Raw genomic sequence first — 25,693 nt, 5'->3', positions numbered from 1 at the left:
CGCTGCCGACGGGTGTTTTCTCTGGTACAAGGCGGTGAAAAAATGCATAATATAAATAGCAAACACAAGTTCAAAGTACTGATTCGCTTGCTACCTGCGCAACCTATGAACAGACTGAAAGAAAAATGAGGATCATACTCACGTGCTGAAAACCCCAGGTCAAAGCGTAAAGGAGAACTTATGTCAGCAGAGGATTCCCACGCAGGGCGAAGCAGTCTACCCAGCAAAGAGTTATTCGAATGCCTTGTGGCTATCATCGGTTTCTCGGGATACTACCTGTGGGACTTGTCAGGAGTATTCATGTTCGCCACCCCGTTTGCCTTCAGTTTGCGTCTGGTTGATGTGATTGGGCTGCGGCTCTGTTGGCTTATCGCCCTCACGGCATGCCTCGCGCTAGCGCGTTTACGCGCTGCTGAGGTGCTCCGACGGAGGGCGGATGTATTAGGAGGAGGTTTAGTGCTTTTCCTCGTACCGCTCGGGGTGGGAGTTATCAATGCTGTGGGCGAGGGCGTCGCGCCAGAGTGGTTGGGTGCCGCCGCCTGGCTGGCGTACGGTGTTGCACAAGCAGCACTCATGCTTTACTGGGCTCTGTATTTCAGCTTGACGCCTACTCGCTATACGCCCGTCACCATTGCGGTGTCATCGTGCGTGGGTACCGTACTGTTTATTGGTGTCTCAAATATGGAGTCTGTTGTACTTGGTCTTCTTGCAACAGGTTTTGCCGCCGCTTGTTCGTTCGGTCTGCTCTTCTTGCTCATGAGAGGGGTGTCTCCGCAGAGGTTGAGCGAGGCAGAGAAGTACACGAGCATCTCGTCCTTCACGGTAAAAAGCGCTTTCTCAGTGGGTGCTCATGGTATTGCCTTCGGATTTTCTACGACCATGCTGTTCACCTTGGGAGTTCATGCAACGGTGATAGGATGCGCAAGCGGTATAGTGGGGTCGTTGCTTTCTCTCGCCTGGTTCAAGATTGGTCGCAAGACCGATATTGACATCGGGGTTTTGCAGCGCTTGACATTACCGCCGGTCGTTATAGGTTTGTTGCTTATGCCGTTTGGTGGTTCGTTTTGGCAGCTTCTTTGCTGTTGTCTCGTAAACATCGCTCTTTCGCTGTATGCCGTTGCGGGATGGATTAACTCTACTACGGCGAACTCCGAATTCTCGCTACATCCCGTTGGCTGTACGGCCGCGCGGCAGTTGCCTGTATGGATAGGCTTTTTCGTCGGAACGGTAGTCGCAGGTTTTGCTGCTGATTTTTCTGGTGACTCGAGATGGCAGTTTATGGCCATAGTAGTAGGCATAGTGTCAGTTATCGTCTGTGCTATCGCGGCGTATGGCATGGACGATTCAATGGCAAAAAAGCGCCTGTCGGAACTGCTGACTCAGAGAACGGAGAACGTGCGTTGGGCGCAAGAGGAAGACAAGGCAACCGAGCAGTTTGAAGAGCGCTTTGATGAGTTGATGAAAAGTTACGATTTGTCGCCGCGTGAAGTGGAAGTGTTTCGCTTACTCGCTAAAGGGCGCAATGCCGATTATATAAGCGATAAACTTATTATTTCCAATTCCACGGCTAAGTCCCACATTTATCATATATATAGAAAGATGGGGATTAACTCGCAGCAAAGTCTTATTGACGCAGTTGAAGAATATGATCGTAAAAGTGCGCTTTCGAAGAAGCATAAAGAATTAACGGAGCCGAGCCATGGATAAAGTGTTCTGCATGTGAGCTTGACCTAAGCCCAGTCGTGGGGGATTCGCGGTGGGGTTGTAGGTTTTTCTTGCGTATCGGGTGGGGGCAGGTGCGTTGAGGGCGCCTTCCGTATAATAGTGCGTGTGTAGCATTTACCTCGCATTCGGAAGGATTCGAGTTCATGGATATTGTTTTGATGATTCTGTACGCCACTATCGTGCTGGGCATTCTGGTGTTCATCCACGAAGGCGGGCACTACCTGGCCTCGCGCGCGTTCGGCGTGCGCGTGACCGAGTTCATGCTGGGGCTTCCGGGGCCGAGCATCGGCTTCACGAAGGGCGGCACGAAGTTCGGCGTGACCCCGTTTTTGCTGGGTGGATACGCGAAGGTGTGCGGCATGGAGCCGGGCGAGATGAGCCCGCATCTGGAGGCGGCGCTTGCGTCGCTGTATCGCCGCGGCACTGCCAATATGGAAGACATTGCGCGTGACTGCGGCATCAGTGATGACGATGCCTACGAGGCGCTGGAAGAGCTGGTGGAGTGGGGTAGCGCGGTGGGTCCCACGAAAAAAGACCAGTTCAACACGTATCGCGCTCCCGAGGTGAAGCCGGGCAAGAAGGCGCTCGCCGCCGGCGCCGTGGCCTACAGCCTGGGCGAAGCGCGGCCGGTGGACAACCCGCACGAACTGTTTGAGTCCGAGTACCGTCAGCAGTACCGCAGCCTGCCGTTCTGGAAGCGCTCGGTTATTTTGGTGGCTGGCGTGGTGGTGAACCTCGTGTTCGCCGTGCTGCTGTTTGTGATTCTGTTCTCGGTGCTGGGGTTAGATATGACGAACCCCGAGACCGGGGCGGTGCAGCACGTGGTGCTGAATCCGCTGCAGGCCATCCAGTTTGGGTTTATGTACATCGGCACCGTGGTGCAGTTTGTGATTGGGCTGTTCAACCCCGCGACGGCGGCGGACACCGTGTCGAACTCTTCGTCCATCATTGGCATTGCGGCTATGTCGAAAACGTACTTTGATATGGGCGCGGCCTACGCCATCTTCTTTACTGCGATGATTTCGGTGTCGCTGGGCATTATGAACCTGCTGCCCATTCCGCCGCTTGACGGAGGGCGCCTGGTCATTGAGATTTTCCAGAAAGTGTCGCGCAAAGTGGTGTCCATGCGCGCGCTCAACTATATGTCGCTCGCTGGTATGGCGCTGTTCCTCTGCTTCTTCCTGTTCGTCGCGAACCAGGATATCCAAAGGTTCGTATTTGGGAATTGGTAGGTTTGGGTTCCGCGGGCTTGCCGGCCCGCGGAACTGGCCGACGCTGCGGCACCCTGTGGCATCCGATCTTCGTGCGATCCCGGGAACTCGCGTATCTAAGTACGCTTCGCCCCCGCGATCCCCCGAATCTCGGACGCCACAGGGGGACTCGCTGACTTACTAGCGCCAACCTATGCGGTTTGGCAGCAACCTGTGCTGCCTCCCTCCCGCTTCCCCTTCCTCTTCCTTCACCTTCATTTTGCGGCAGAGTTCGTGGAGGGTGAGGGGGTGGGCGCGTTTCGGCGGTACAATAGTGCGACATGCGGTTTGACGCGCGAAGGAAGAAGGAGGGCGGATGTCCTGCACAACAAAGCCGAATCAGGGCACTCACCAGGTCATGGTGGGCAACGTGCCGCTCGGTGGCGGTGCGCCGGTGGTCGTGCAGTCGATGCTGAACGCTCCGGCCGACGATGTCGCGGCGAACCTCGCGCAAATTGAAGCGCTGGCGGCGGCCGGATGCGAAGTGGTGCGCATGGCTATCCCGCGCGCTGCGTGTGTGGGCGCGTTTGCCCAGGTGTGTGCCGCGTCGCCACTTCCTGTGGTGGCTGACGTGCACTTTTCCGCCGACATCGCCGTTCAGGCCGCGCGCCGTGGTGCGGCGAAGCTGCGCATCAATCCCGGCAACATCGGCGGCCTCGGTGCAACCGATGTGGTGCTTGATGCGGCCGGTGAGGCGGGCATTCCCATTCGTATTGGCGTGAATGCGGGTTCGCTCGATGCGGACTTGGCTGCGCGCGATGACCTTACGCTGCCGGAAAAGCTGGCGCACTCTGCCGCCGACTACGTGCGCTACTGTGAAGGCCGCGGCTTTACCGACCTTGTGGTCAGCGCGAAGGCGCATGATGTCATGACTACGGTGGCTACGTATCGCTTGCTCGCGCGCGAACTTCCGCACGTGCCGCTGCACATTGGCGTGACGGAGGCGGGCACCACGTTCCAAGGTGTGATAAAAAGCGCGTGTGGCCTGGGTATTCTGTTGGAAGAAGGCATTGGCGATACGCTGCGCATCTCGCTCACAGATGATCCGGTGCAAGAAATTCGCGCGTGCTGGACGCTGCTGGCGGCGCTCGATTTACGCCGTCGTTCGCCCGAACTTATCAGCTGCCCCACGTGCGGCCGCTGCCAGGTAGATCTCATCGGGCTGGCGCGCGAGGTGGAAGAGCGCAGCAGCGGGTTGGACAAGCCGCTCAAGGTGGCGGTCATGGGATGCGTGGTGAACGGGCCTGGTGAGGCCGCCGACGCCGACATTGGGGTGGCGTGCGGCGCGGGATCGGGCGTGGTGTTTTCCAAGGGAGCAGTCGTTCGCAAGGTGCAGGAAGATGCCATTGTGGACGCTTTGATGGAGGAGATAGGAAAGCTATGACGAACACGAATATCATGCGCATGAGCAGGCTGTATGTGCCCACGCTGAAGGAGGACCCCACCGACGCGGAAATCGCTAGCCACCGGCTGCTTCTGCGCGCCGGCATGATTCGCAAGACCGCTTCCGGCGTGTACACATTTTTGCCGCTTGGCAAGCGCGTGCTGGCGAAGGTGGAGAACATCGTGCGCGAAGAGATGGATGCCATCGGCGCGCAGGAAATCATGATGCCGGCGCTGCAACCGGGCGAACTCTGGCACGAAAGCGGCCGTTGGGACGATTACGGCCCCGAGCTCATGCGCCTCATGGATCGTCACAACCACGAATTCTGCCTTGGGCCCACCCACGAGGAACTCATCACAGCGCTCGTGCGTAACGAATTGCGCTCCTACAAGCAGTTGCCGCTGTCGTTGTACCAGATCCAGGTGAAGTTCCGCGATGAAATTCGGCCGCGCTTCGGCCTGTTGCGCAGCCGCGAGTTCATCATGAAGGACGCCTACAGCTTTCACGCAAGCCAGGAATCGCTGCAGCAAACCTACGACGAGATGAGCGCGGCGTACGGGCGCATCTGTGACCGTATGGATATGGATTACCGCCCTGTTGAGGCCGATCCGGGCCAGATCGGCGGCAGTGTGACCTGCGAGTTTATGGCGCTCGCCGATGCGGGCGAGGCAGAACTCGTGCACTGCACGTGCGGATACGCCGCCAACGCCGAGGCGGGCGACTGCCTGGCGCGTCCGACCGTCTACGACGTGCCGGCCATGGAAAAGATTGCCACGCCGAACGTGCACACCATTGCCGAGTTGGCCGCGTTCTTGGACATCCCCGAGTCGTCCACTGTGAAGGCGCTTTCAGGTAAGAATGATGAAGGCAAGCTTGTTGTCATGTTCATCCCCGGCGACCACGAGCTGAACGAGCTGAAAGCCGAACGTGCGGCGGGTGGCTTTACGTTGCTTACCGACGAGGAAATGGAAGCGTTTGGCCTGCATAAAGGCTCGATGGGCCCGGTTGGTCTGCCCGAGGAAGCGCACGTCATCGCGGCGCGCAGCCTACAGGCCGTGCCGAAGTGGGTCGTTGGTGCGAACGAAGACGGCTACCACTACGTGGGTGCTCAGCTGGGTGTTGACTTCGAAGTGGACGAATGGGCCGACCTCTGCATCGTGAAGCCGGGCGACAGCTGCCCGAAGTGCGGGCTTCCGCTGGAGGGCGCACGCGGCATTGAGGTGTCGCAGGTGTTCCAACTGGGCGACAAATACTCGCGCGCCATGGGTGCTACGTACATGGCGGAAGACGGCTCTGAGCAGCCGTTCCTCATGGGTTGCTACGGCGTGGGCGTTTCGCGCACCATGGCCGCCATCGTGGAACAGCACAACGACGAAAACGGCATCTGCTGGCCGCTCACTGTCGCGCCGGCGCACGTGTGCGTCATCCCGCTGGTGGTGGGCGACGACTTGGTACAGCCTGCCGCGGAGAACCTCGCCACTGATCTGGCGAAACTGGGCTTGGAAGTAGTTATTGACGACCGCAAGGAGCGCGCAGGCGTGAAGTTCGCTGACGCCGACCTTATTGGCTGGCCCCTGCAGGTAGTGGTGGGAAAGCGCGGTCTGGCCGAGCAGAAGGTGGAAATCAAGTCCCGCCGCACGGGAGCGCGCCGCGACATTCCGCTGGTGGCACTTACCGATGCCATCGCGTTCGCGCAGCGCAACACGAAGGTGTGGGGCTCTGAGGTTGACCTGTTCAGCGGCTTGTTTGAGTAGGTTTGTGACGGCTATGTCGACAAACACTATCAAGGCAATTCTGTTTGATTTGGACGGCACGTTGCTCGATACGCACGATTTGCTGTTGGACTCGTTTCGCCACACGGTGCGCGAAGTGCTGGGCTGTACCATTCCCGACGAGCGTCTGATGGCGAAGGTGGGGCAGCCCCTCAACACGCAGATGTGGGATTTCACCGACGACGAAGCCGTCCACGACGAGCTGTGTCGGGTGTACCGCGAGTACAACGCGAGCGTGCATGACAAGCTGATTCGCATCTTCCCGGGGACGCAGGAAGTGCTGGATGAACTGCACAAACGGGGCTACCGTATGGGTGTGGTTACCTCAAAGCGTCACGAGCCTGCGCTGCATGGTTTGTCCACGTTTGAACTGTGTGACGCGTTCGACTTCGTGGTGGGCTCCGACGATTGGCCCACCCACAAGCCCGATCCGGGCCCGGTACGCCACGGTTGTGAGCTTTTGGGGTTGGATCCAAGTGAGTGTGTCTATGTGGGCGACAGCCCCTTTGACATGCAAGCCGGAAACGGCGCTGGCTGCGTCACCGTAGCCGCCCTTTGGGGCATGTTCCCCGCAGAAGTCCTCTGCGCCGAACACCCCGCCTATGAATGTAAAACTATCAGCGAACTACCTGCGCTGATGGAACAACTTTAACAGAGCCAAGCGCCTCGCACAGGGGAGCGCGAGCGGGAGCGCTCACCTGGTGCGAGGCGCTACTTTCCTCACCCACTCTTGCGCTACTTCGACGAATGCCCTGGCGGCGGCGCTGGCTGTTGCTTCGGAGCGGAGGACGAGGGCTATTTCGCGGTTGACGGGGACTTCGGGTGGCATGGTTACCAGGGGAAACGGGGCGTCTTTTACGATGAGGGAGGGAAGCACGCCAAAGCCCAGACCGGCGCTCACGAGTGACATAGCGGCGTAGTCGCTGGTGATGGAGAAGCGCACGTGTGGCTCCACGGCGTTGGCGCGGAAGACGGCGTCCATCTCGGTATCTTCGCCGCTTTCCAGTCGTATGTAGGGTTCCGCGGCAAGCGCTGCGGCAGGGAAGTGCTTCGCAGCAGCCAGCGGGTGATCGGGTGATACCGCGATAAGCATGGGGTCACTTGCCAGCGGCACGGCCTCCAGACCGCGCTTAACGGGCAGCACCGCAAAGCCGCAGTCGAAGTCGCCGCGGCGCACGGCTTCTTCGAGTTTCGCCTGGTCGTCGATGCAGGCGATGTCAAGGTCGACCGCGGGATGTCTCCGCAAGAACTCCTTTGCCATGCCGGGGAGCCACTGGATGGCCGTGCTGGTGAACGCGGCCACGCGCACCGAACCGCCCTCGAGGTGCTGGAGGTCGGCCAGGCGCGCAGCTAGCCGCCGCTCAGCGTTCACGACGTCGCGCGCGTACGTCAGCAAATCCGCGCCTTCGGCCGTGGGCCGCGCGCCGCCGTACTCGCGCACCAACAGCGGTACGCCCAACTCTTTCTCCAGCGCGTTCACCAGGTAACTCACGCCGGCCTGCGTGTAATCCAACTCGCGCGCGGCCTCCTTGAAGCTGCCGGTTTCAGCCACCTTGAGAAACGCCTCATACTTTTGGTTGCTCACCAGAGCCTCCGTTCGCCATCATCCACGCCGCATGCTCCTTCCACCATAGGCTTTGCCACCTCCATTAACAAGTACTTCTTGAAATCTCAAAAAGAAACTCTCGTTTTACTTTCATTCACTCAACGGATACCATGTGAAGAAATCCATTCCAGAGAATCAACCGCCCCGCATGGATGAGGTCGGATGTTCTGTGCTGCTTGCCGCAGCGCCCAGGCACTAAAAGGAGGCGGGCGTGTCCCGATTGATGGACATACGAGCAATCTGCATCGCTAGTGTGGTGCTGCAAACCATCATTTTCGGGTCGGGCAGTGCCATCACGAAGCTCGCCTACGAAAGCATTTCGCCGCTGTGGTGTATGGCCCTGCGTTTTGGGTTGGCTGCGCTTGTGTTTGCGGTGCTGTTCGGGCCTCGTATGGTGCGCGGACTCAAGGGCGCGCGCCTGTCCGACTGGCTGCCGGCCGCGCTGTGCATGGCGGTGTCCTACCTTTCCTGCAACATTGCGTTAGACCTGACCACAGCCACGAATGTAGGTTTTCTTATGGCGCTGCCCGTGGTGTTCACGCCCATTCTGGCGGCCATCGTGCTGCGCCGCCGCTATCGCCTGGTGCACCTGCCCTTCCAGGCGGCGGTCGTGGTGGGGCTCTACCTGCTGTGCTCCAGCGGCGGCTCGTTCACGTTCGGCCTGGGCGAGTTCTGCGGCCTGCTGACCGCAGTGTCGCTGGCTGGTGCCCTCGTGTTCGGCGAGCGCGGGCTCGCGCGCATGGACGTGGTCACGGTGTCGGGCACGCAAATCTTCGTGACGTTTATCGCGTCGCTTGCCGGTGCGCTCCTGTTCGATCAGCCCCTCAACGTGGCCGCTGTGCAGCCTATCGCTTGGGGGACGGTGGTGTTCCTCGCCATCGCCAGCACCTGCCTCACGTTCGCGTTGCAGAACATGGCACTTACTCGCCTGCCCTCCGCCACGGTATCTATGCTGCTCACGGGCGAGCCTATCTTCACGGCGCTGTTCTCCTGGGGCATCCTGGGCGAGACGCTGACCGCTGTGGGCCTGGCCGGTGCCGCCCTTATCATCGTTTGCGTTATCGCCGAAACTTGGATCGACGGGCGCGCCGAGGCCGCTGCGCGCGGTGGAGAAGAAGCCGCCGCACTCGCCGCTCCCGCCTTGGAGCCGCTTTCGGCACTCGCTGACGCCACGACATCCGCCTCTCTCACGGTGCCGCACCTCACACCGTCCCAGCCTCAGCGCGCCTACGAACGCCCCTAGCCAGCTTCCGCACCCCGCTACATCCCGCGCACTTCGCGCGCGTGTTGCCGTGCCGTTCCCTTTTCTCGACAAACTGGCTCATCGCATTGCCCTTTGGGGCGTTTTGGTGCATCATGGAGAGAAGAGGCCGGCCGGTGCTGCGCGCTGGCGGGCCGAACCGCGACGAAGGAGGCTCTTATGGCAACCATAGGCGACGGATTCAAAGACATTTTCCTGGCGGGCATCGGTGCGATGGCCATCACCGCCGAGAAATCGAAGGACCTGGTGGATCAGCTCATCACGAAGGGCGAACTCACGGTTGACCAGGGCAAGCAGATAAATTCCGAGCTCAAGCACAAGGCTGACGACCTGGCGGCGTCTGTGCGCTACGACGCGCTGGAGGCCCGCATGGCCGTCATGACTCCCGAAGAACGTGCGGAGTTCGCCGCGAAAGCCGCCGAAATTGCGGCAAAGGCGAACGCGAAGGCTGCCGAAGACAGCGCGGCGCAAGCCGAGGTGGGCGACGCTTCCGAGGTAAAGACGTCAGAACCCGTGCCCGACGCGCCCGCGTGCGGCACTACCACCGCGGCCCAAACGCCCGGCGTCTAGCGCCCGCATCTGGCAACTCAAGCACGGCGCGACCAGCCCATGGCGGACAACACGCTGCTCAAATACTTCTTCAGTTCCGGCGCGGAGATCGACCCCGAAGGGCGGTTCAATCTCAGCCGCAAAACGCGCACGCGCCGGCTGAAGGAAATCTACGGCATCCTGCAAAAGCACCACTTCCTCAAAGGCTTCGCGCCTGAGGAATTCCGCGCCATGTTGGAAGACCTCGGCCCCAGTTTCGTGAAAATTGGCCAGACACTGTCCACCCGTTCGGAAATACTGCCGAAAGCCTACTGCGACGAGTTGGAAAAACTCCAGATGGAGTGTGACCCGCTGCCCTTCGATCGCATCCTGGCCGCGCTCGACGACATCTACGGCGAGCGCCAGGGCGACATCTTCGACGCCATCAGTCCCACGCCGCTCGGGTCGGCGTCGCTTGCGCAGGTGCACAAGGCGCGCCTGGTCACGGGCGAAACCGTGGCCGTAAAAATCCAGCGCCCGGGCGTGAAAGCCACCATGGCGCTCGACATCGACATCATGCGCATGGTGGCGCGGCAAGCCTCGCGCTTCATGAAAGACGAGCAGATGCTCGATCTGCGCGATGTGGTGGAGGAACTCTGGGCCACCTTCCTTGAGGAAACCGACTTTGCACGCGAAGCGGCGAACCTCCAAGAGTTCGCGCGGCTGAACGAGAATGTGGCATTCATTGAGTGCCCGAAGGTGTATCCGGAGCTGTGCGGCGAATACGTGCTGGTCATGGAGTACATCGACGGCATTCCCATCCTGGCGACCGGCCGTTTGCAAGCCGCCGGCTACGACTTGGAGGAAATCGGCGAGAAGGTGCTCGACAACTACGCCACGCAAATTCTCGACCACGGCTTCTTCCACGCCGACCCGCATCCGGGCAACATCCTCGTGCGCGACGGCAAAATAGTCTACATCGACCTGGGCATCATGGGCCGCCTGTCGCCGCGCGACCGCGCCGGGTTCGGCAACATCATTCAGGCCGTGGGTATGCAAAGCTCCACCGAGCTGAAAGACGCGCTTATGTCCTTTGCCATTGCGAAGGACAACGCGGCTATCGACCACACGCGCTTCCTTGCTGACCTGGACTTACTGTTGGAGGATTACGGCTCGTGCGACGTGGGGGACATCGACATCGGCCAGTTCCTGAACGACATTCTCATGCTGACGCGCTCGTGCAAGGTGACGCTGCCCTCGTCCATCACCAGTGTCTCGCGCGGCATCGTGACGCTGGAGGGCACCATCGCGCCATTCATTCCGAACGAAAACGTGGTGTCCATCATCAACGCGCACATCAATCGCACGAAAGACCCGCGCGATGAACTGGTGTCCGCCATGGAAGACCTTGCGCTGGCGCTGCGCTCGTCGACGAAGGGTTCGCTCGACGCGGCGCAGTACTCCGGCGAGGCGCTGAAAATGCTCACCCGCGGCCAGCTGAAGGTGAACACCGAGGTGCTGGGAAGCGAGGCCCCGCTCACGCACCTGGGCACCATCGTGAATAGGTTGACTATCGGCATCATCATTGCGGGCCTGTTCATCGGCTCCAGCATGTTGGCCCTCTCTGGCATGGAGCCGCGCCTTTTAGGCGTCCCCGTCCTCGCCTTCTTCGGCTACCTCGGCGCCGCCGTCCTGAGCATCTGGGTAGTAGTAGACATAGCCCGACGAAAGTAACGTATGTCATTGTTTTCCCTGATCAGCAGGATCAAATGCAAGCAATATGTTTTCTCAAGGGAGGCTGCATGCACAGCGTTTTCATCTAGTTGTCTGCCAATCTTCACACATTAGTGGTTGCGATCTGCTAAACTTTAATTACGTTCCAGCCCGCTGATAAGAACCCCTGGGTTCTTCCTTGAAAGAGGATAGGTGGGTTGGTCATTTTTCGAAGCGGTAATAGACCGTATCTCCATTTTTGAATAGATCGCCTTCGCCCTTGATTGCGCTTTGTATGATCTCATATGATCTTGCATCGCCGCGCTCCCATTTTCTTTGGATAGCCCAGCAGCAGTAGTCCGCTACTTGAAGGTTTACATCGCTTTCCGATCTATGATGATAAAGTTTGTAAGGTATATTCTTCTCTGCAAGACATCCGTTCATATACTTCTTCAGCGCACCTCGTAGGTCACCTAGCTTTTTCTTTACAGGGATACTGTCTGTAATCACAACTACGCTGTCTGCATCTTCGAGGTTTTCTTGGTTAAATACAAATCCTACAAGCCACTGAAATACCTTCAAATAAAGAGTCGCCTGATCTCTGATAGCTGGGTTTGTCATGTTTTTTCGAATAATTACTGAGTAAACCGAAATGTCGTTCAAGTGTTTTTCAATAACATTGAACACGGCATCCCTGACCGCCTGTTTGTCTTCTGTGGCGTGAAATTTATGAGCGTCTCTGCACTTCTTGGGGTCAATGCCATCTTCCAGGCAGTCATATTTGACTGACGAAAGTTCCTGTACGTGTTTAAAGGGGCGGCTCATGACTACGCACGTCATGATGAAGTGCTTCGATCCTTTTTGGGAAAAGTCGAAGTTGCCTGCTTCATCTAAATACATGTAATAACGTGCGCCCATGGTGGCCTTTCCTTTGTTCGGGTATCGGGAGAGGGATCCCTCGCTAGTTTGTTGTTGTCATTGCTTTCTCTGCTAAATACTGGTTCTCTTGCTTTGGCAATTTTGACCTATCTTAAACTTTTATTTAAAGATCATCAAACTAATCTATACGTCATAATTTATATAAATTGATAAGTCTGGCGGTGTCTGGTTCTGATGCCCTTTTATATCCTTTCAATATCCGATATTGTCTTCCATATCGAAATTTCCGAGATAAGTAGAAGTAAAATCCCAGTTCACAGGCAAGTGTGCTAGTGCAAACATATGTTCAGGAAATCAATAGTTGCGGAAAATTCCAACTGGAAGTGGTCGCTTCCTTTTCTTCGCAACCGTAGGCTTAGGGGTAGGCTATGATGGAGGTAACGAAGAAAGGGCACGGATCATGAACGTGGAGATTGCTGAGCGCTTGGCGGCGCGGCGCAGGCAGGCGGGGTTGTCGCAGGAGGCGCTGGCGGCGCAGTTGGGTGTGTCGCGACAGGCGGTGTCGAAGTGGGAGCGCTCGGAGTCGTCGCCGGACACTGACAACCTTATTGCGCTCGCGCAACTCTACGGCGTGTCGCTCGATGAGCTTTTGTATGTGGGCGATGACATCAAGGACGATGTCACGTTTGAAGCGGCCGACCGCGCCGCTGAGCGCGCAACGGGGGAGGCGGGGCCGCAGGCTGCTGCGCCCGCTGCTGCGGCTGGTTCGTCCGCTGCGGCTCAGACTCCCGGTGCCACCGACTCCGCCACCGAAGCCGCGACAGCTCCTGCGGGCGCGGCGCCGGACGCAGAAGAAAGCCAGCCCGCCAGCGCGTCTGACCCCGCCAAGCAGAAGGTGCACATCGGTTTCGACGGTATCCACGTGCTTGATGGCGATGACTACGTGCACGTGTCGTGGCGCGACGGCGTTCACGTGAAGGAAAGCAAGAAGGGTGACGAGGTTCACGTCGGCTGGGATGGCATCCATGTGAAGGAAGGTTCGCGCGAGGAGCGCCGGGCAGATCGCGCGGCCGAGCGCCAGGAACGTCGCGCCCGCGAACACGCTCAGGGGCACGAATGGGCCAGCGCGGAAGGCATCGGCGATAACGAGGTTATCATCGACGGCGACGGCGTGGTTATCAACGGCGAACACTTTGACGACTGGCGCGACGCGCACGACCGGTACGGCTACGGCCATATCCACGAGGGTCGCTGGGACGAACCCTGCGGCTACACGGTGTGCGGCGAGCGCTTCGATACGCTGGAGGCGGCTCGCGCCAAATACGGCCCTGAAGTGGGAAAAAGCATCCCCGTTCGCAAGCACTACCTGCGCGCGTTCGAGAAATCGTGGGTGAAGTTCCCCTATCCGCTCATCGTGATTTTGGCCTACCTGCTGATCGGCATCTTCCAAGACGCGTGGGGCCTAGGGCTGTTTTTGTTCTTCACCATTCCGCTGTATTACATGGTGGGTCACGCCATCGGGCGGCAGCGTCTGGCACCGCTCGTCGCGGGCGCGTATCCCATCCTGGTCACGGCCTGGTTCTTCTACATGGCATTCGTTGAGAATGCGTGGCACCCCGCGTGGGTGTCGTTCCTTACCATTCCGCTGGTGGAGTGGCTTGTGCACAGCCTCTCTCGCTGGTGGCGCCGTCGCAAGCGCGCCAAAGACGCCGCGGCAGCAGCGCCCATTGAGGTGGAAGCAGAGGCGGAAGCGGTGGGGAATAACCCCTCGTCAACGGGTCAGTAGGCGCGCGGCAGGCGGCTGCGCACCGCGCGTGCCGCCTCTTTCCCTCGGCGCTTCGTGCCCCCTTTCCCCAACGCCTCGCGTACGCCGTTCACCCGCCCCACCAGTTGTGGAGTTTCCCGCACAACCACCCCACTTCGCAAAGTTTCCGACCCGATCGGCCGCACAAACCCCCATACTAGGCAGTCGCTTCACACGAAATTCTTTCTCGGTTCTCTTCGCGCATCGACCAATGCCGCCGACAGATTGCAGAAAGCGGCTCGAGTCAAGCGCACACGCACGCCGCAGGAGCGGGTGCACACACGGTAGCGAGCCGCAGGGTGCGGGCGCCCGTCGAAGAGAAACGGAATACTCTATGTCTCATTTTGCCGACCTCGGCTTATCCTCGGCTGCGCTCGCAGCTGTTGAGCGTCTGGGCTACGATGCCCCCACCCCCGTGCAGGAGCAGGCCATTCCGCTGGTTTTGGAAGGTCGCGACCTCATTGCCGCCGCCTCCACCGGCACCGGTAAAACGGCCGCCTTCCTGCTGCCTACGCTGAGCACGCTTCCGCGCGCCAAGGGCCGCAACCGCGCCCCGCGCGTGCTGGTGGTAAGCCCCACCCGCGAACTCGCCCAGCAAATCGCCCGCACGTGCATGCAGATTTCGCGCAAGACCGGCCACTTCGTCACCACGGTGTTCGGCGGCACGCCCTACGGCCCGCAGATCAAAGAGCTGCGCGGCGGTACCGACGTGCTCATTGCCACGCCCGGCCGCCTGAAGGACCTCATGAAACGCGGCGTCGTGGACCTGGGCAGCGTGCAGGTGCTGGTGCTGGACGAGGCCGACCGCATGCTTGACATGGGCTTTCTGCCCGACGTCACCACCATTGTGGACGCCACGCCCGACTGCCGTCAGACGCTTCTGTTTTCGGCCACCATCGACCGCTCCATCGAGCGCAACCTGGGTTCGCTGTTGAACAACCCGGCCATCGTGGAAGTTGCCCGCAACGGCGAAACGGCGAAAACGGTGGCGCAGTACATGATGCCCATCAAGAACTACGACAAGCCCGAGCTGCTGCGCGCGGTGCTTGAGGAAAAGGGCTCCGAGCGCGTTATCGTGTTCGCCCGCACGAAGAACCGCACTGAGGACTGCGCCGAGGCGCTGTGCGATGCCGGTTATCGCGCCGAGTCCATCCACTCCGACAAGTCGCAGGGTGCTCGCCGTCGCGCGCTGGAGAACTTCCGCCGCGGCAAGACGTCCATCCTGGTGGCGACCGACGTGCTGGCGCGCGGCATCGACGTGCCCGACGTGGATCACGTCATCAACTTCGACCTGCCGGACATGCCCGAGGACTACATCCACCGCATCGGCCGCACGGGCCGCGCGGGCGAAGAGGGCTACGCCATCTCGTTCGTGACGCGCGAGACCAGCCGCACGCTGCGTGATATTGAGCGTCTGATCGGCAAGGACATTCCGTTCATGGAACTGGAAACCTACGAGCTTGACCCGGCGGTTATCAAGCCGAAGAAGGGTGGCGCGAAGCAGGGCGGTTCGAAGGGTTACGGCAAGAATTACGCGAAGCAGGGTGGGCGTCCTGCCGGCAAGGGCGGCTACCGTTCTTCCGAGAGCCGCAGTGGGAAGCCGGCGCACGCGCGTGGCGGCGCTGGTTCTGGCGCTGGCGCGAGTGTAAGCGCTGGTTCGCGCGAGCGTTCCGAGGGCGCGGGTACGAGGCGCTTCGAAGGTGCCGGCAAGCCGGCCGGCGCAGGTAAGGGCGGTTACCGCTCTGGCAAGCCGGGTGGCCGCAGCGCCGAGGCGCGCTACGACCAGGGACGCAAGGCCGAAGGCAAGCAAACCGCCAAGAAGCAGCGCTCCAAGAAGAGCGAGGGTGGCTACGATTACAGCCGCTTCGCCAAGTCGGCCGAGCGCGAGCAGGTTGAGACGTACTAAGCCTCTCACCGGCGCACTTATAGTAGTAGGTAACAGTGGCGACCTTTCGGGGTCGCCACTGTTTTTTCGCTTTGGCAACGGGTGGCGCCGTAAGCGGTCGTAGAAAGCGCGTGGCAGCTTTGCGGTAAGTAGAGTTCGGCGTGTGCGGTATTATGTGCGGGACTGAATCCGCACCGCGCACGCAGGTGGCGGGCGACGACGTGGGAAAGGATGTACTCGATGGCACAGGTAGATGCGCAGGCGTGGCAGACGTTTGCCGAGGCATACGCGTTCGTGGGAAACTCGCTGTTGACGCCCCTGACACAAACGCCGCACGTAGGCATTGACCCGGCGTTTTGGCAGGAGTTCCCCAACTTCGACGATGTGCAGGTGACCCGCGCCATCGAAACGTGTGCCGCTTACGCGCGCGGAGCTGCCGCGCTTCCCGAGGACGAGGCCGTCCAGCGCGCGGCGGTTGAACACACTCACCTGTTCATTGGCCCGCCCTCGCCGGCCGTTCCTCCCTGGGAAACCATGCATCGCAACGGCGGCACGTCCGTCGGTTTCGGCGAGGCCACCTTCGCCATGCGCGCGCTCTTGCGCGGAGCGGGCCTAGAGCTGTGCAACGAGAATCGCCAGTATGAGGACCACCTGGGCATTGAATTGCTGCTGCTGTCCGAGTTGTGCCGCCGTCGGGCGGAAGCGCTCGAAGGGGGCGCGAACGCCTCCGATGCCGCCGAGGGTGCGGCGAAAGTGCTCGCCTACCTGGAGGAACGCCCGCGCTCCTGGGCGGCAACTTTCCACGAGCGCGTGGCTGCCGAACGCCCCGGCGGCTACTACGACGGCCTGACCGCCCTCGCCAGCGCTCTGTTGGATGCCCAAGCGCACCTTTTGTCTTAACCGCTGTGCACCTTTTCCGGTGCTATAATACCTATGACTTGTTACATTGCGACAATAGGGGTGCGAGCAGGTCAACGCAAAGGGGCAGGGGGCGAAAGCGGACGTGTTTGGCGTGCTGACGACATGCTATCTCTTCCTCGGCGGCGCAGGCGCGGGGGCGCTCGTTGTGCTTGCGGCGCTTGAGGCGGCGAACGCCCGCCGTCGCTTCGCCTATCCTCCACGCGTTATCTCACGCGTTGAACGCGCCTTCGCATTGCCCGACGAGTTCTTTGTCCGCGCCTGGCCGCTGTGTTTCGTCACGATGGCGCTCGGCGTGCTGTGTCTGCTCTTTGACCTGGGACGACCCGACCGCTTGCTGAACCTGGTGATGTCGCCGGCCCCTTCGGCCATCGCAGTGGGGGCCTACGCCCTGGCGGCCGCGCTCGTCTGTGCGGGCGCGTTCGCGCTGACGGAACTGCTCGATGGACCGCGCGTCAAACCGACGGCCCTCTTTGTGGCATCCGCCTTAGGCGCAGCCGCCGGCCTCGTGGCGCTTGCTTACACCGGCGTGCTTTTGCAGGGGCTGGCCTCGGTGCTGTTCTGGCAGACGCCGCTGTTACCGCTGCTGTTCTCGCTCTCGTCGCTGTCGTGTGGTGTCGCGTGCGCGTTTATGGGTGCGGTGTTCGTGGAGGCGCGCCGTCCGTTCGCCCGTCCGCTTGCGCGCCTCGCGCGCGTCGATGGGGTGCTCATCGTGCTGGAGGCGCTGTGTTTAGTGGTCTACCTTGTGTGGGGCCTGTCGGCGGAAGGCACGGCACCGGCGGCAAAAGCGCTGATAGCGGGCGACCTTCGCTGGCTTTTCTGGGGCGGCGTGGTGGCAGGTGGCCTCGTGGGCCCGTTCGTGTTGGAGCGGTTTCTCACGCACGGCAACAGCCGTACGCAGCTGCTCTGGATTGCAGCGCTGCTGGCGGCAGGCGGGCTGGCGCTGCGCTTCGCCCTGACGGGGGCTGCGGCTTACGACGTAACGCAGATGCCGGAGGCACTGTTTGGCCTGATGATGGAATGAGGGCGGCCCGCCCGCGCAGCGCACGCCACCAGCGAGGCGCCGGCGCACGCGCACAAGGCCGCCATGGAAGTGAAAGGCGAAGGCATGAAACCACGCAAACCGGAGCGCGTGACGAAGGACGCGCCCTACGAGCTCACCGACAAAGAGGCTGAGATTCGCGCCGCCACGTCGTATGTGCCGCGCAAGTCGTCGCGCAACGGCGCGGTCATCTTCAGCATGGCGGTGTTCATCGCAACGTGCGCTGTTGTGCTGGCGGTAGCGTTTTTGCTCACGGGACACATTGGGCCAGGCGCGCTCACGGTTATGTTGGTGGTGGCCCTTTTGGTGGTGTCGTGCACGCACATTGCACTGTCCTGGGAAAAGGTGGTTGTGCTGCGGTTCGGCGTGCTCAACCGCGTGGTGGGGCCGGGGCTGTACTTCACCATTCCCATCATTGAACACGGCACTATCCGCGTGGATCAGCGCACCATCGCCACGCCGTTCTTCGCCGAGAAAACGCTCACGGCCGACCTTGTTCCCGTGACGGTGGACGCGGTGCTGTTTTGGGTGGCGCGCGACGCCGAGCGTGCGTGCACCGAGGTGGAAGATTACTATGCCGCCGTGTCGTTTCTCGCGCAGACGGCCATGCGCGAGGCCGTGGGCCGCTCGACGGTGGCCGAGGTGGCGCTGCGCCGCGACCAGCTGGATGCCGAAATTAAGGGCGACATCGAGAAAGAGGCCGCGAACTGGGGCGTTGACATCATTTCGGTGAAGGTGCGCGACATCATCATTCCCGATGAGCTGCAAGAAGTGATGTCGCTGGAGGCCCAGGCCGACCGCGAGCGCAACGCGCGCATGACCGTAGCCGGCGCAGAGGCCGACCTCGCCGAGATGCTGCGCGAAGCCGCCGACATCTACGGTGACCCCGCCGCCGCGCTCAAGCTGCGCACCATGCTCATGCAGTACGACACTGTGAAGAAGTCGAAGGGTGCGGTGGTTACCGTGCCAAGCGCGCTGTCCGACGGCTTCACCGACGCGGCCGCCCGCGCGGTGGAAGGCGAGCCACGATGACGCGCAGCCTTGTTGATTGCGCGAACCTGCCCCCGATAGCCATCTGCGACGATGTGCGTCTGCTATCATGGAATGATAATCGCCCGACTGAGAGAAAGCCCCTATGACCCCGCTTGATTCCTTCGAAATTGACTACAGCAGCGGCCTGCCGGTATGGATTCAGGTGAAGAACCGCATTGCCTACCTCATTGGAACGGGGGAGTACGTTGCGGGCGATAGGCTGCCCACGGTGCGCGCGCTGGCGGTAGACTTGGACATCAGCTACAACACCGTGAACCGCGCCTATATGGACTTGGAGCGCGACGGCTACATCACCACGCGCAAGGGCCGCGGCACCTTCGTCGCCGAGCGCCACGAGGTGGGAGCCGCCCGCGCCACCGACACCCCCCTCGAACTGCTGGCAGACGACCTCATCCGCGCCTGCGCCAACTCCGGCATGCGCGAAGACGACATCCTCAGCTTCGTGGAAGCCCGCCTCGCCCTGAGGAAAATGGTAGGGGCGAAGTAGCCCGCCACCCCGTCCTTCCGTACTGATCTCGCGCACATTCTCGCCGATATTCTCCGCATATGGTGCGGAGAATGTGCCAACAATCTTCGCACGCTTGTGTGACCTCTTCGCCAACTTCCCCTCGCTCTATTCCCAAACTAGATTAGTCTGATCGTTTGATTGTCGCAAGACATTGTGATAATGTGACAAGAAAGGATTTGGCCAATTCTTATCAGGTACGTACGGGGGATATTCCTGTAGGATGGCGAACAGGGGATATCCTGACGAATCTTCGAGGAGGAGCAATGTCAGGAACGAAAAGTCCGCATGCCGGGCTCACACGACGGAGTTTTCTCAAAACAACCGGCGCCGTAGCAGGCGCGGCTGCGGTGGCGGGAGGCGCGTTGCCGGCCATGCAGGCACTGGCGGCAGATTCCGGCGCGAGCGCAGCCGATGCGGGAGAAAAGGTCATGCCAGGCAGGTGCTTTTTCGGCGGCTGCTTCTCATGCAACTACAACGTGACGGTGCGCGACGGGCGCGCTGTGAAGGTGTCGCCCGACCCCGATGCCCTGTTCGGAAGGCGTCCCTGTCTCAAGGGCTATTCGCTTCCGCAGCGCATGTATTCGCAGGAGCGCATCAAGTACCCCATGAAGCGAGTCGGCGAGCGCGGCGAAAACAAGTGGGAGCGCATCTCGTGGGACGAGGCCATTGCCACCATCACGGAGAAGTGGAAGGGCTACATCGATGAATTCGGCGGTCAGTCCATTCTTGTGAGCACCGGCTCGTCGGGCGCGCGTTTTACCGTGTCGGGTGCCAGCCGTTTAGAGAACATTCTCCAGTTCACGAACGTGGAAATGTGCGCCGACTGGGCGGTGTATCACGGCTTGCATCGCGTGTATGGCAACCCTGCAACGGGCATCATGACCGCGCCCGGAAACGAGCCGTTCGAAGAGGACATTTTCAACGCGAAAACAGTTTTCATGTGGGGTAACAACCTTTCCGAAACCTACGTGCAGCGCTGGCGCTACCTGATGGAAGCGCAAAAGCAAGGCGCGAAAATTATCTCGATTGACCCCAACGAGACCACGGTTTCCGCGCACGCGGACGAGTGGTACGCTTTGCGTCCCGGATCGGACCCGGCGCTCATTTTGTCGATGGTTCAGGTAATCATTGAAGAAGACCTGCACGACGTGGCGTACTTGAAGCGCGACACGGTGGGCCCCTTCCTCGTGCGCGAGGACACGAAAGAATTTTTGCGGATGAGCGACCTGGGCGTTGCGCCCACCGAAGGTCCCGTCAATCCGCAAACGCGTAAGCCCACCATCATTGACCCGCCGGTGGTGTGGGATGCGGCGGCCAACAAGGAGATGTCGTCTGCCGAATCGACCGACCCTGCGCTTGAGGGCTCGTGGACTGTTGCCGGCATCAAGGTGACGACCGCCTACAGCCTCATGGTGGAAAGCGTGCAGGAGTACAAGCCCGAGACGGTGGCGGACATCGTTGAGTTGTCGTCCGAGGACATTCGCCGCCTCGCCCGCTTGGCCACGGAAGGCCCTGTCTCCCACATGTTCGGCCTTGGATTGCAGGCTTACGACAACGGCTTGCAGTTTGGCTCGGGCCTGGGGTTGCTGCTTGCGGTCACCGGCATGGTGGGCAAGCCCGGTGCGGGTGTTCAGGCCACGGCGTTCATGGGTATGCGCAATGCCCAATTCCTGTTCCCAACAGGTACGTTCACAACCACCATCCCCGTGCTTCATCTTCCTGAGGTTATGGAAACGGGTATGTTTAAGGGTAAGAAGTACCCGCCGTTCAAGTCGCTCTACATCAGGGGGTCGGCGTTCGTCGGCGGCAGGCCGGACAAGAATAAGCTCATTGCCGAGATCATCGACAAGCTGGAATTCATCGTGTGTCTTGACGTCGCCTTCACCGATTCGGCGCTCTATGCCGACATCGTTCTTCCCGCCGCGCATTACTACGAGGTTGAGGACGTGTACGGCTCGCCGCTGTCCTACCACATGCAGCATGCGCCGAAGATTGTCGAGCCGGCGTTCGAGGCGAAGCCCGACTTGCAGGTGGCGAAACTTCTCGCCGAGGGCTTGGGCGTGGGGAAGTACTTCGAGGGCGACGACGAGTCGTGGCTGCGCGCACAGCTGGACTTCCCTGCGCTGAAAGCCCAGGGCATCACGCTTGATGCGCTGCGCGAGAAGAAGGACATGCGCTACATTCCGGCGGGCGTGGCCTATAAGGACGGGAAGTACTACACGCCCACGGGTAAGGTTGAGTTCTACTGCGAGAAGCCGCGTCCGCGCGTTGACCTGGGACTTGACTTGGACGTGGCACCCGAGCGCCTGCCGCGCTTCTTCCCGCCCCACGAGGCGTGGCCGGAGACGGAAACCATGAAGAAGTATCCGCTCATCCTTATTCCCGAGCATTCGCGCGGCCGCTTCCACACCGGTGGTTTCGATGGCGTGTGGCTCAATGAGATTGAACGAGGCCCCATCGTTCGCATGAATATCGAGGACGCAAAGGCGCGCGGCATCGAGGATGGCGACGACGTTGAGGTGTTCAACGATCGCGGCAGTGGCGTGGCGCGCGTGGTGCTCGACGCGGGCAAGCGTCCCGGCATGCTGCAGTACCCGAAGGGCCTGCAAGGTCGTCAGTACAAAGCGGGGGACCTCGCATCGCTGTGTTCGTTGCACATGGATCCCTTTGCGGTGAACTCATCGTTCAGCGATACGTGCGTCGAAGTGCGTAAGTGGGATGGAGGGAGCAAATAATGGCTGCTCAGAGATTCGGATTCGTAATTGACACCAAGCAGTGCGTCGGGTGTCACACCTGCGCGGTACTGTGCAAAAGTGAGAATAACATTCCGGACGGCCTGTGGTGGAACCGCATACTGACCGACGGCGGAGAAAGCATCGACGCGTTCGGCGGTTCGTACCAGGCGGCCTCGCGCACGTTCATTCCGATGGCTTGCCAGCACTGCGACAATCCGGCGTGTGTAAAAGTGTGCCCGGTGGGTGCCACCTACAAAGACCCGGAGACGGGCGTTGTGCGCCAGGACTTCGACAAGTGCATCGGCTGCCGCATGTGCATGGCGGCCTGCCCCTACACCGGTGTGCGCTCGTTCAACTGGGAAGAGCCGCAGTATTCGGTTGATCACACTATGGGGGATGCCGACGCGCCCGCCCACCAGAAGCACGTGGTAGAGAAGTGCACGATGTGCTGGCACCGCTTGGCGAAAGGGGAGAACCCGCTGTGCGTTGACGGGTGCCCGGCCTATGCCCGGTTCTGGGGTGATTTCAACGACCCCAACTCCGAGGTTTCGCGGCTTATTCGCGAGCGGGAGCATATGCGCTTGCTTGAGGACCGCGGCACGGAACCCTCTGTGTACTATCTCGTCTAGGCGATTAGGAGACAATCATGTCTGAGAACACTCAGGCGGCGAAGGCCGCCAAGGCTTCTGCTGCCACATTCGGGGGCAAGGGGCTCAACCTTGGTATCGCCGTGGCGGCGGTGGTCACGGTTGCGGGTATTGGTTTGTGGATAATGCAGTTGACCGGCGGCCTTGTGCAGACGAACATGCGCAACCTGGACTCGTGGGGCCTCTACATCACCATGTTTATGTTCCTGGTGGGCTTGTCGGCCGGTGGCCTCATCATTTCGAGTGTGCCGCGCGCGTTCGGGATGAAGGGGTTCGGCGGCATTTCGAAGGTGGCCGTATGGACGTCCATTTGCTGTACCGTGCTGGCTATTGGGTTTGTGGTGGTTGACCTGGGGCAGCCGCTGCGCCTGTGGGAGTTGTTCGCGTATTCTAACCTGGGCTCGCCTTTGATGTGGGACATCATTGTGCTGGCTACGTACTTGGTGCTGTCCATTGTGTATTTATGGGCCACCCTGCGCGCCGAGGCGGGCAAGGTGTCGAATACGGCGCTGCGCGTGGTGAGCGTGATTGCGCTTGTGTGTGCCGTGCTTGTGCACAGTGTGACGGCTTGGATTTTCGGGCTGCAGCAGGCTCACGAGTTTTGGCACACGGCGCTTCTGGCCCCGTGGTTCGTGTCGAGCGCTCTCGTGTGCGGCACGGCTTTGGTGCTGGTGGTGGTTATTGCGCTGCGCCGCGTGGGTTACCTTGAGCTCGATCAGGCGTATGTGGTGAAGCTCGTGAAAATGCTGGGCGCGTTTGTGCTGGTAGACTTGTACTTCTTCGGCTGTGATCTGCTGACCGCTGGCTTTCCGGGTGGCAGCGGTGCCGAGGTGGTAACCATGCTGGTGTCCGGCCCGCTTGCCCCGTTCTTCTGGGTTGAGATTGTGGGCTGCGCGCTGGCTGCGGTGGTGTGCTTTGTGCCCAAGCTGCGCACGAACCCGCTCATTGTGGTTGCGTCGCTGCTTGCCATCGTGGGCATCCTCTGCAAGCGCGTGCAGCTGCTGGTCGGCGGCTTCCAAATTCCGAACATCGACTACGCGGCACCGATGAGTTCCTTGACAGTGACTGACTGGACCGGCGGTATGGCGGGTGCCTATCAGGGCATGGTGTATACGCCTTCGCCGCTTGAGTTTGGTGTGGTGTTGGGTGTGGTGGGCCTGGGCGCGCTTCTGCTGCTCGTGGGCTTGAAGTTCCTGCCGCTGCGCCCGCCCGTTGAGGACGTGCACTAACCCATTCGTTCGGAACGCGCCGACCCATCCCCTCCATTTTTTGAGGCGCGCCTCCGTTGTGCCGAAGGGCGCTCAACCGCTGTGCTTCATGCCGGCGGTGTGAGCGCCCTTTGTCTATGTGCGGGCGAGGGTTGAAAGCTGTGTGGCGCGAACGCTGACACACTGTTGATGGCGCTGCTTGGGAAAATGTCCTACAATGGCAGAAAGATTGTCTTAGGATAATTTAGCAGCGTCGCGTGTCCCTGGTGACGCGCGCCTGGCGATCGGAGAGGGGGCAGTGTGCTTGGTCCGTTGATCGTATGCTACCTCTTCCTGGGCGGCTTGGGTGCGGGCGCATGTTTCGTTCTTGCGGTGCTGGGGTTGCTGGCGCCGCGCGTGTGTGTGACGGTGCCCCGGGAACCGGGGCGCGCATCGCGGCAGGGGCGGGCCGTTCTTTGCGTTCCCCATTCGTATCGTCGTTTTTTCGCTCCCAGCTACACGGCGGCTTTGGTCGCGCTGGTGTTGGGGGTGGTGTGCCTGTTGGCTGATGTGGGTCGCGCCGATCGGCTTTTGCTGCTGCTGGTAAGCCCCTCGTTCTCCTTTCTTGCCGTTGGCGCGTGGGCGCTCGTTGTGTGTGCGGTGCTTGCGCTGGTGTGTGTGCTTGCGTGGGGCGGGTATGCACGCGGGTTGAGCTTCACGCTTGTGCGGGTGCTTGAAGCAGTGCTTGCGCTGGTGGCACTTGCCGTTATGACATATGCGGGGCTGCTGTTGCAGAGCCTGCGCGCCGTGCCGCTGTGGGCGACGCCGTGGCTGCCCGTGCTGTTCGTGCTTTCCGCGCTTTCGTGTGGCGTTGCTTTGGTGCTCGCAACATCCCAGTTCACGGGCTCAGCCCAGGCGTTTCGCTCCGTGCTGCGCCGCTTGGCCCTTGCCGATGTCCTGGTGATTGTGCTTGAGGCTGCTACTACCGCTACGTTTCTTGTTATGGCGCTTTCCGGCACTGGTGGCGAATTTGCCGACACCGCCACGGCTCACGCCCTCGCGGCATCGGCCCAGACGCTCGCGTATAGCGAAGGCTCCTGGGTGTTCTGGGGTGGCTTTGTGCTGGTGGGCCTCGTGATTCCCTTGGTGCTTGACTGCGCGTTCGCTTACATTCGCCGTTCGTGTCCGCCCCTTGCGCTCACGACGGCCGCGTGCGTGCTTGTTGGTGGTTTCGCGCTCAGATACTGCGTGGTGGAGGCGGGGTTGCACCCGCTCATCGCGATGGCAACCGGCTAGAAAGGCTTGACCCATGTTCCCCTTCGAAGTGGATACCACAACCGACGTGCCCCTGTGGGTGCAGTTGCGGCAGCGGCTGATTTACCTGATCAACTCCGGGTATTTCAAGCCGGGCGATCAGCTGCCCACGGTACGCGGGCTGGCCAGCGAGATATCCATCAATTACAACACGGTGAACAAAGCCTACCTCAGCCTGGTGTCCGACGGATACTTGGAGTCGACGCGCGGGCGCGGCGTGTTCGTGCGCGACCTGGACGCGGAGATCGACGACGAGTATACCAAGGGGGTCGACGGCGTGTTGGAAGATTGCGTGGCGGCCTGCCGCGACCTGGGGCTGTCGCTTGACGACATCCAGAAGTGTATGGCGCGCAAGATTAAGCAATTGAAGCACGAGCGCGGCGGCGCTTCGGCCGATGCCTCCACGGGCGTCGGACGCATTGTGGAAATTGACGTAGCTCCGGCGCCGGCTGGACGCATTTCGCAGACGGGAGCGTGAGGGC

21 protein-coding genes are annotated in these 25,693 nt (G+C 60.8%); 19 read left to right on the top strand and 2 right to left on the bottom strand.

Annotated elements, in window-relative coordinates; translation table 11 throughout:
* Positions 1 to 180 precede the first annotated feature (180 nt).
* The 5 genes from QNJ86_RS02715 (at position 181) to QNJ86_RS02695 (ending at position 6,783) form a co-directional block, all read left to right on the top strand.
* A complete protein-coding gene (locus QNJ86_RS02715) occupies positions 181 to 1,707 on the top strand; it encodes a response regulator transcription factor (protein WP_283831042.1) in 1,527 nt (508 codons plus the stop codon).
* A 161-nt stretch (positions 1,708 to 1,868) separates the two neighbouring features.
* Complete coding sequence (locus QNJ86_RS02710; protein WP_283831041.1) at positions 1,869 to 2,957, top strand: site-2 protease family protein; 1,089 nt, start codon at positions 1,869 to 1,871, stop codon at positions 2,955 to 2,957.
* A gap of 334 nt (positions 2,958 to 3,291) precedes the next feature.
* Entirely contained in the window at positions 3,292 to 4,359 is a 1,068-nt protein-coding gene (ispG, locus tag QNJ86_RS02705; protein ID WP_283831040.1) for a flavodoxin-dependent (E)-4-hydroxy-3-methylbut-2-enyl-diphosphate synthase, read from the top strand.
* Entirely contained in the window at positions 4,356 to 6,113 is a 1,758-nt protein-coding gene (locus QNJ86_RS02700) for a proline--tRNA ligase (RefSeq protein ID WP_283831039.1), read from the top strand. The genes ispG and QNJ86_RS02700 overlap by 4 nt, the downstream gene beginning before the upstream one ends.
* Before the next feature lie 13 nt (positions 6,114 to 6,126).
* Positions 6,127 to 6,783, top strand: coding sequence for an HAD family hydrolase (locus QNJ86_RS02695; RefSeq protein WP_283831038.1), 657 nt, complete (start codon positions 6,127 to 6,129; stop codon positions 6,781 to 6,783).
* Between the two features lie 42 nt (positions 6,784 to 6,825).
* Here the strand turns inward: QNJ86_RS02695 and QNJ86_RS02690 are convergent, their stop codons facing one another.
* The gene (locus tag QNJ86_RS02690; protein ID WP_283831037.1) at positions 6,826 to 7,716 is read right to left on the bottom strand and encodes a LysR family transcriptional regulator; all 891 of its coding nucleotides are present in this window, start codon (positions 7,714 to 7,716) and stop codon (positions 6,826 to 6,828) included.
* 232 nt (positions 7,717 to 7,948) lie between these two features.
* On the opposite strand from QNJ86_RS02690, the gene QNJ86_RS02685 reads away from it, so the two are divergent.
* The 3 genes from QNJ86_RS02685 to QNJ86_RS02675 all read left to right on the top strand — a co-directional run bounded on the left by QNJ86_RS02685 (position 7,949) and on the right by QNJ86_RS02675 (position 11,260).
* Entirely contained in the window at positions 7,949 to 8,980 is a 1,032-nt protein-coding gene (locus tag QNJ86_RS02685; RefSeq protein ID WP_283831036.1) for a DMT family transporter, read from the top strand.
* A 177-nt stretch (positions 8,981 to 9,157) separates the two neighbouring features.
* Positions 9,158 to 9,568, top strand: a complete 411-nt coding sequence (locus tag QNJ86_RS02680; RefSeq protein ID WP_283831035.1) for a phasin family protein — start codon at positions 9,158 to 9,160, stop codon at positions 9,566 to 9,568.
* 39 nt (positions 9,569 to 9,607) lie between these two features.
* Positions 9,608 to 11,260: an ABC1 kinase family protein gene (locus tag QNJ86_RS02675; protein WP_283831034.1), complete on the top strand. Its 1,653-nt coding sequence runs from the start codon at positions 9,608 to 9,610 to the stop codon at positions 11,258 to 11,260.
* Positions 11,261 to 11,461: 201 nt separating this feature from the next.
* Here the strand turns inward: QNJ86_RS02675 and QNJ86_RS02670 are convergent, their stop codons facing one another.
* The gene (locus QNJ86_RS02670; RefSeq protein WP_283831033.1) at positions 11,462 to 12,157 is read right to left on the bottom strand and encodes a DUF3800 domain-containing protein; all 696 of its coding nucleotides are present in this window, start codon (positions 12,155 to 12,157) and stop codon (positions 11,462 to 11,464) included.
* A 421-nt stretch (positions 12,158 to 12,578) separates the two neighbouring features.
* On the opposite strand from QNJ86_RS02670, the gene QNJ86_RS02665 reads away from it, so the two are divergent.
* The 11 genes from QNJ86_RS02665 (at position 12,579) to QNJ86_RS02615 (ending at position 25,689) form a co-directional block, all read left to right on the top strand.
* Positions 12,579 to 13,904: a helix-turn-helix domain-containing protein gene (locus tag QNJ86_RS02665; protein WP_283831032.1), complete on the top strand. Its 1,326-nt coding sequence runs from the start codon at positions 12,579 to 12,581 to the stop codon at positions 13,902 to 13,904.
* A gap of 352 nt (positions 13,905 to 14,256) precedes the next feature.
* Entirely contained in the window at positions 14,257 to 15,828 is a 1,572-nt protein-coding gene (locus tag QNJ86_RS02660) for a DEAD/DEAH box helicase (RefSeq protein ID WP_283831031.1), read from the top strand.
* A gap of 219 nt (positions 15,829 to 16,047) precedes the next feature.
* A complete protein-coding gene (locus QNJ86_RS02655; protein ID WP_283831030.1) occupies positions 16,048 to 16,707 on the top strand; it encodes a TorD/DmsD family molecular chaperone in 660 nt (219 codons plus the stop codon).
* A gap of 112 nt (positions 16,708 to 16,819) precedes the next feature.
* Positions 16,820 to 17,749, top strand: coding sequence for an NrfD/PsrC family molybdoenzyme membrane anchor subunit (gene nrfD / locus QNJ86_RS02650; protein ID WP_283831029.1), 930 nt, complete (start codon positions 16,820 to 16,822; stop codon positions 17,747 to 17,749).
* An 84-nt stretch (positions 17,750 to 17,833) separates the two neighbouring features.
* On the top strand, positions 17,834 to 18,799 hold the full coding sequence (locus QNJ86_RS02645; RefSeq protein WP_283831028.1) for a slipin family protein: 966 nt from the start codon (positions 17,834 to 17,836) through the stop codon (positions 18,797 to 18,799).
* Between the two features lie 103 nt (positions 18,800 to 18,902).
* Positions 18,903 to 19,307: a GntR family transcriptional regulator gene (locus QNJ86_RS02640; protein ID WP_283831027.1), complete on the top strand. Its 405-nt coding sequence runs from the start codon at positions 18,903 to 18,905 to the stop codon at positions 19,305 to 19,307.
* A gap of 284 nt (positions 19,308 to 19,591) precedes the next feature.
* On the top strand, positions 19,592 to 22,063 hold the full coding sequence (locus QNJ86_RS02635) for a molybdopterin-containing oxidoreductase family protein (protein WP_283831026.1): 2,472 nt from the start codon (positions 19,592 to 19,594) through the stop codon (positions 22,061 to 22,063).
* The gene (locus QNJ86_RS02630; RefSeq protein ID WP_283831025.1) at positions 22,063 to 22,692 is read left to right on the top strand and encodes a 4Fe-4S dicluster domain-containing protein; all 630 of its coding nucleotides are present in this window, start codon (positions 22,063 to 22,065) and stop codon (positions 22,690 to 22,692) included. Before QNJ86_RS02635 ends, QNJ86_RS02630 begins: the two co-directional genes overlap by 1 nt.
* A gap of 17 nt (positions 22,693 to 22,709) precedes the next feature.
* Positions 22,710 to 23,939, top strand: coding sequence for an NrfD/PsrC family molybdoenzyme membrane anchor subunit (nrfD, locus tag QNJ86_RS02625; RefSeq protein WP_283831024.1), 1,230 nt, complete (start codon positions 22,710 to 22,712; stop codon positions 23,937 to 23,939).
* Between the two features lie 279 nt (positions 23,940 to 24,218).
* A complete protein-coding gene (nrfD, locus tag QNJ86_RS02620) occupies positions 24,219 to 25,193 on the top strand; it encodes an NrfD/PsrC family molybdoenzyme membrane anchor subunit (protein ID WP_283831023.1) in 975 nt (324 codons plus the stop codon).
* A 13-nt stretch (positions 25,194 to 25,206) separates the two neighbouring features.
* The gene (locus tag QNJ86_RS02615; protein WP_283831022.1) at positions 25,207 to 25,689 is read left to right on the top strand and encodes a GntR family transcriptional regulator; all 483 of its coding nucleotides are present in this window, start codon (positions 25,207 to 25,209) and stop codon (positions 25,687 to 25,689) included.
* Positions 25,690 to 25,693 lie beyond the last annotated feature (4 nt).

It is taken from the genome of Gordonibacter faecis (assembly GCF_030077735.1).
GTDB lineage: Bacteria > Actinomycetota > Coriobacteriia > Coriobacteriales > Eggerthellaceae > Gordonibacter > Gordonibacter faecis.
Note: the sequence above shows the minus strand (reverse complement) of the source record. Positions and strands in the feature narration are given on the sequence as shown.

Bases quoted from the DNA above. Each gene is read 5' to 3' on its own strand.
- QNJ86_RS02715 (WP_283831042.1), top strand. From the start codon at position 181: ATGTCAGCAGAGGATTCCCACGCAGGGCGAAGCAGTCTACCCAGCAAA.
- QNJ86_RS02710 (WP_283831041.1), top strand. From the start codon at position 1,869: ATGGATATTGTTTTGATGATTCTGTACGCCACTATCGTGCTGGGCATT.
- ispG (WP_283831040.1), top strand. From the start codon at position 3,292: ATGTCCTGCACAACAAAGCCGAATCAGGGCACTCACCAGGTCATGGTG.
- QNJ86_RS02700 (WP_283831039.1), top strand. From the start codon at position 4,356: ATGACGAACACGAATATCATGCGCATGAGCAGGCTGTATGTGCCCACG.
- QNJ86_RS02695 (WP_283831038.1), top strand. From the start codon at position 6,127: ATGTCGACAAACACTATCAAGGCAATTCTGTTTGATTTGGACGGCACG.
- QNJ86_RS02680 (WP_283831035.1), top strand. From the start codon at position 9,158: ATGGCAACCATAGGCGACGGATTCAAAGACATTTTCCTGGCGGGCATC.
- QNJ86_RS02675 (WP_283831034.1), top strand. From the start codon at position 9,608: ATGGCGGACAACACGCTGCTCAAATACTTCTTCAGTTCCGGCGCGGAG.
- QNJ86_RS02670 (WP_283831033.1), bottom strand. From the start codon at position 12,157: ATGGGCGCACGTTATTACATGTATTTAGATGAAGCAGGCAACTTCGAC.
- QNJ86_RS02665 (WP_283831032.1), top strand. From the start codon at position 12,579: ATGAACGTGGAGATTGCTGAGCGCTTGGCGGCGCGGCGCAGGCAGGCG.
- QNJ86_RS02660 (WP_283831031.1), top strand. From the start codon at position 14,257: ATGTCTCATTTTGCCGACCTCGGCTTATCCTCGGCTGCGCTCGCAGCT.
- QNJ86_RS02655 (WP_283831030.1), top strand. From the start codon at position 16,048: ATGGCACAGGTAGATGCGCAGGCGTGGCAGACGTTTGCCGAGGCATAC.
- QNJ86_RS02645 (WP_283831028.1), top strand. From the start codon at position 17,834: ATGAAACCACGCAAACCGGAGCGCGTGACGAAGGACGCGCCCTACGAG.
- QNJ86_RS02640 (WP_283831027.1), top strand. From the start codon at position 18,903: ATGACCCCGCTTGATTCCTTCGAAATTGACTACAGCAGCGGCCTGCCG.
- QNJ86_RS02635 (WP_283831026.1), top strand. From the start codon at position 19,592: ATGTCAGGAACGAAAAGTCCGCATGCCGGGCTCACACGACGGAGTTTT.
- QNJ86_RS02630 (WP_283831025.1), top strand. From the start codon at position 22,063: ATGGCTGCTCAGAGATTCGGATTCGTAATTGACACCAAGCAGTGCGTC.
- nrfD (WP_283831024.1), top strand. From the start codon at position 22,710: ATGTCTGAGAACACTCAGGCGGCGAAGGCCGCCAAGGCTTCTGCTGCC.
- QNJ86_RS02615 (WP_283831022.1), top strand. From the start codon at position 25,207: ATGTTCCCCTTCGAAGTGGATACCACAACCGACGTGCCCCTGTGGGTG.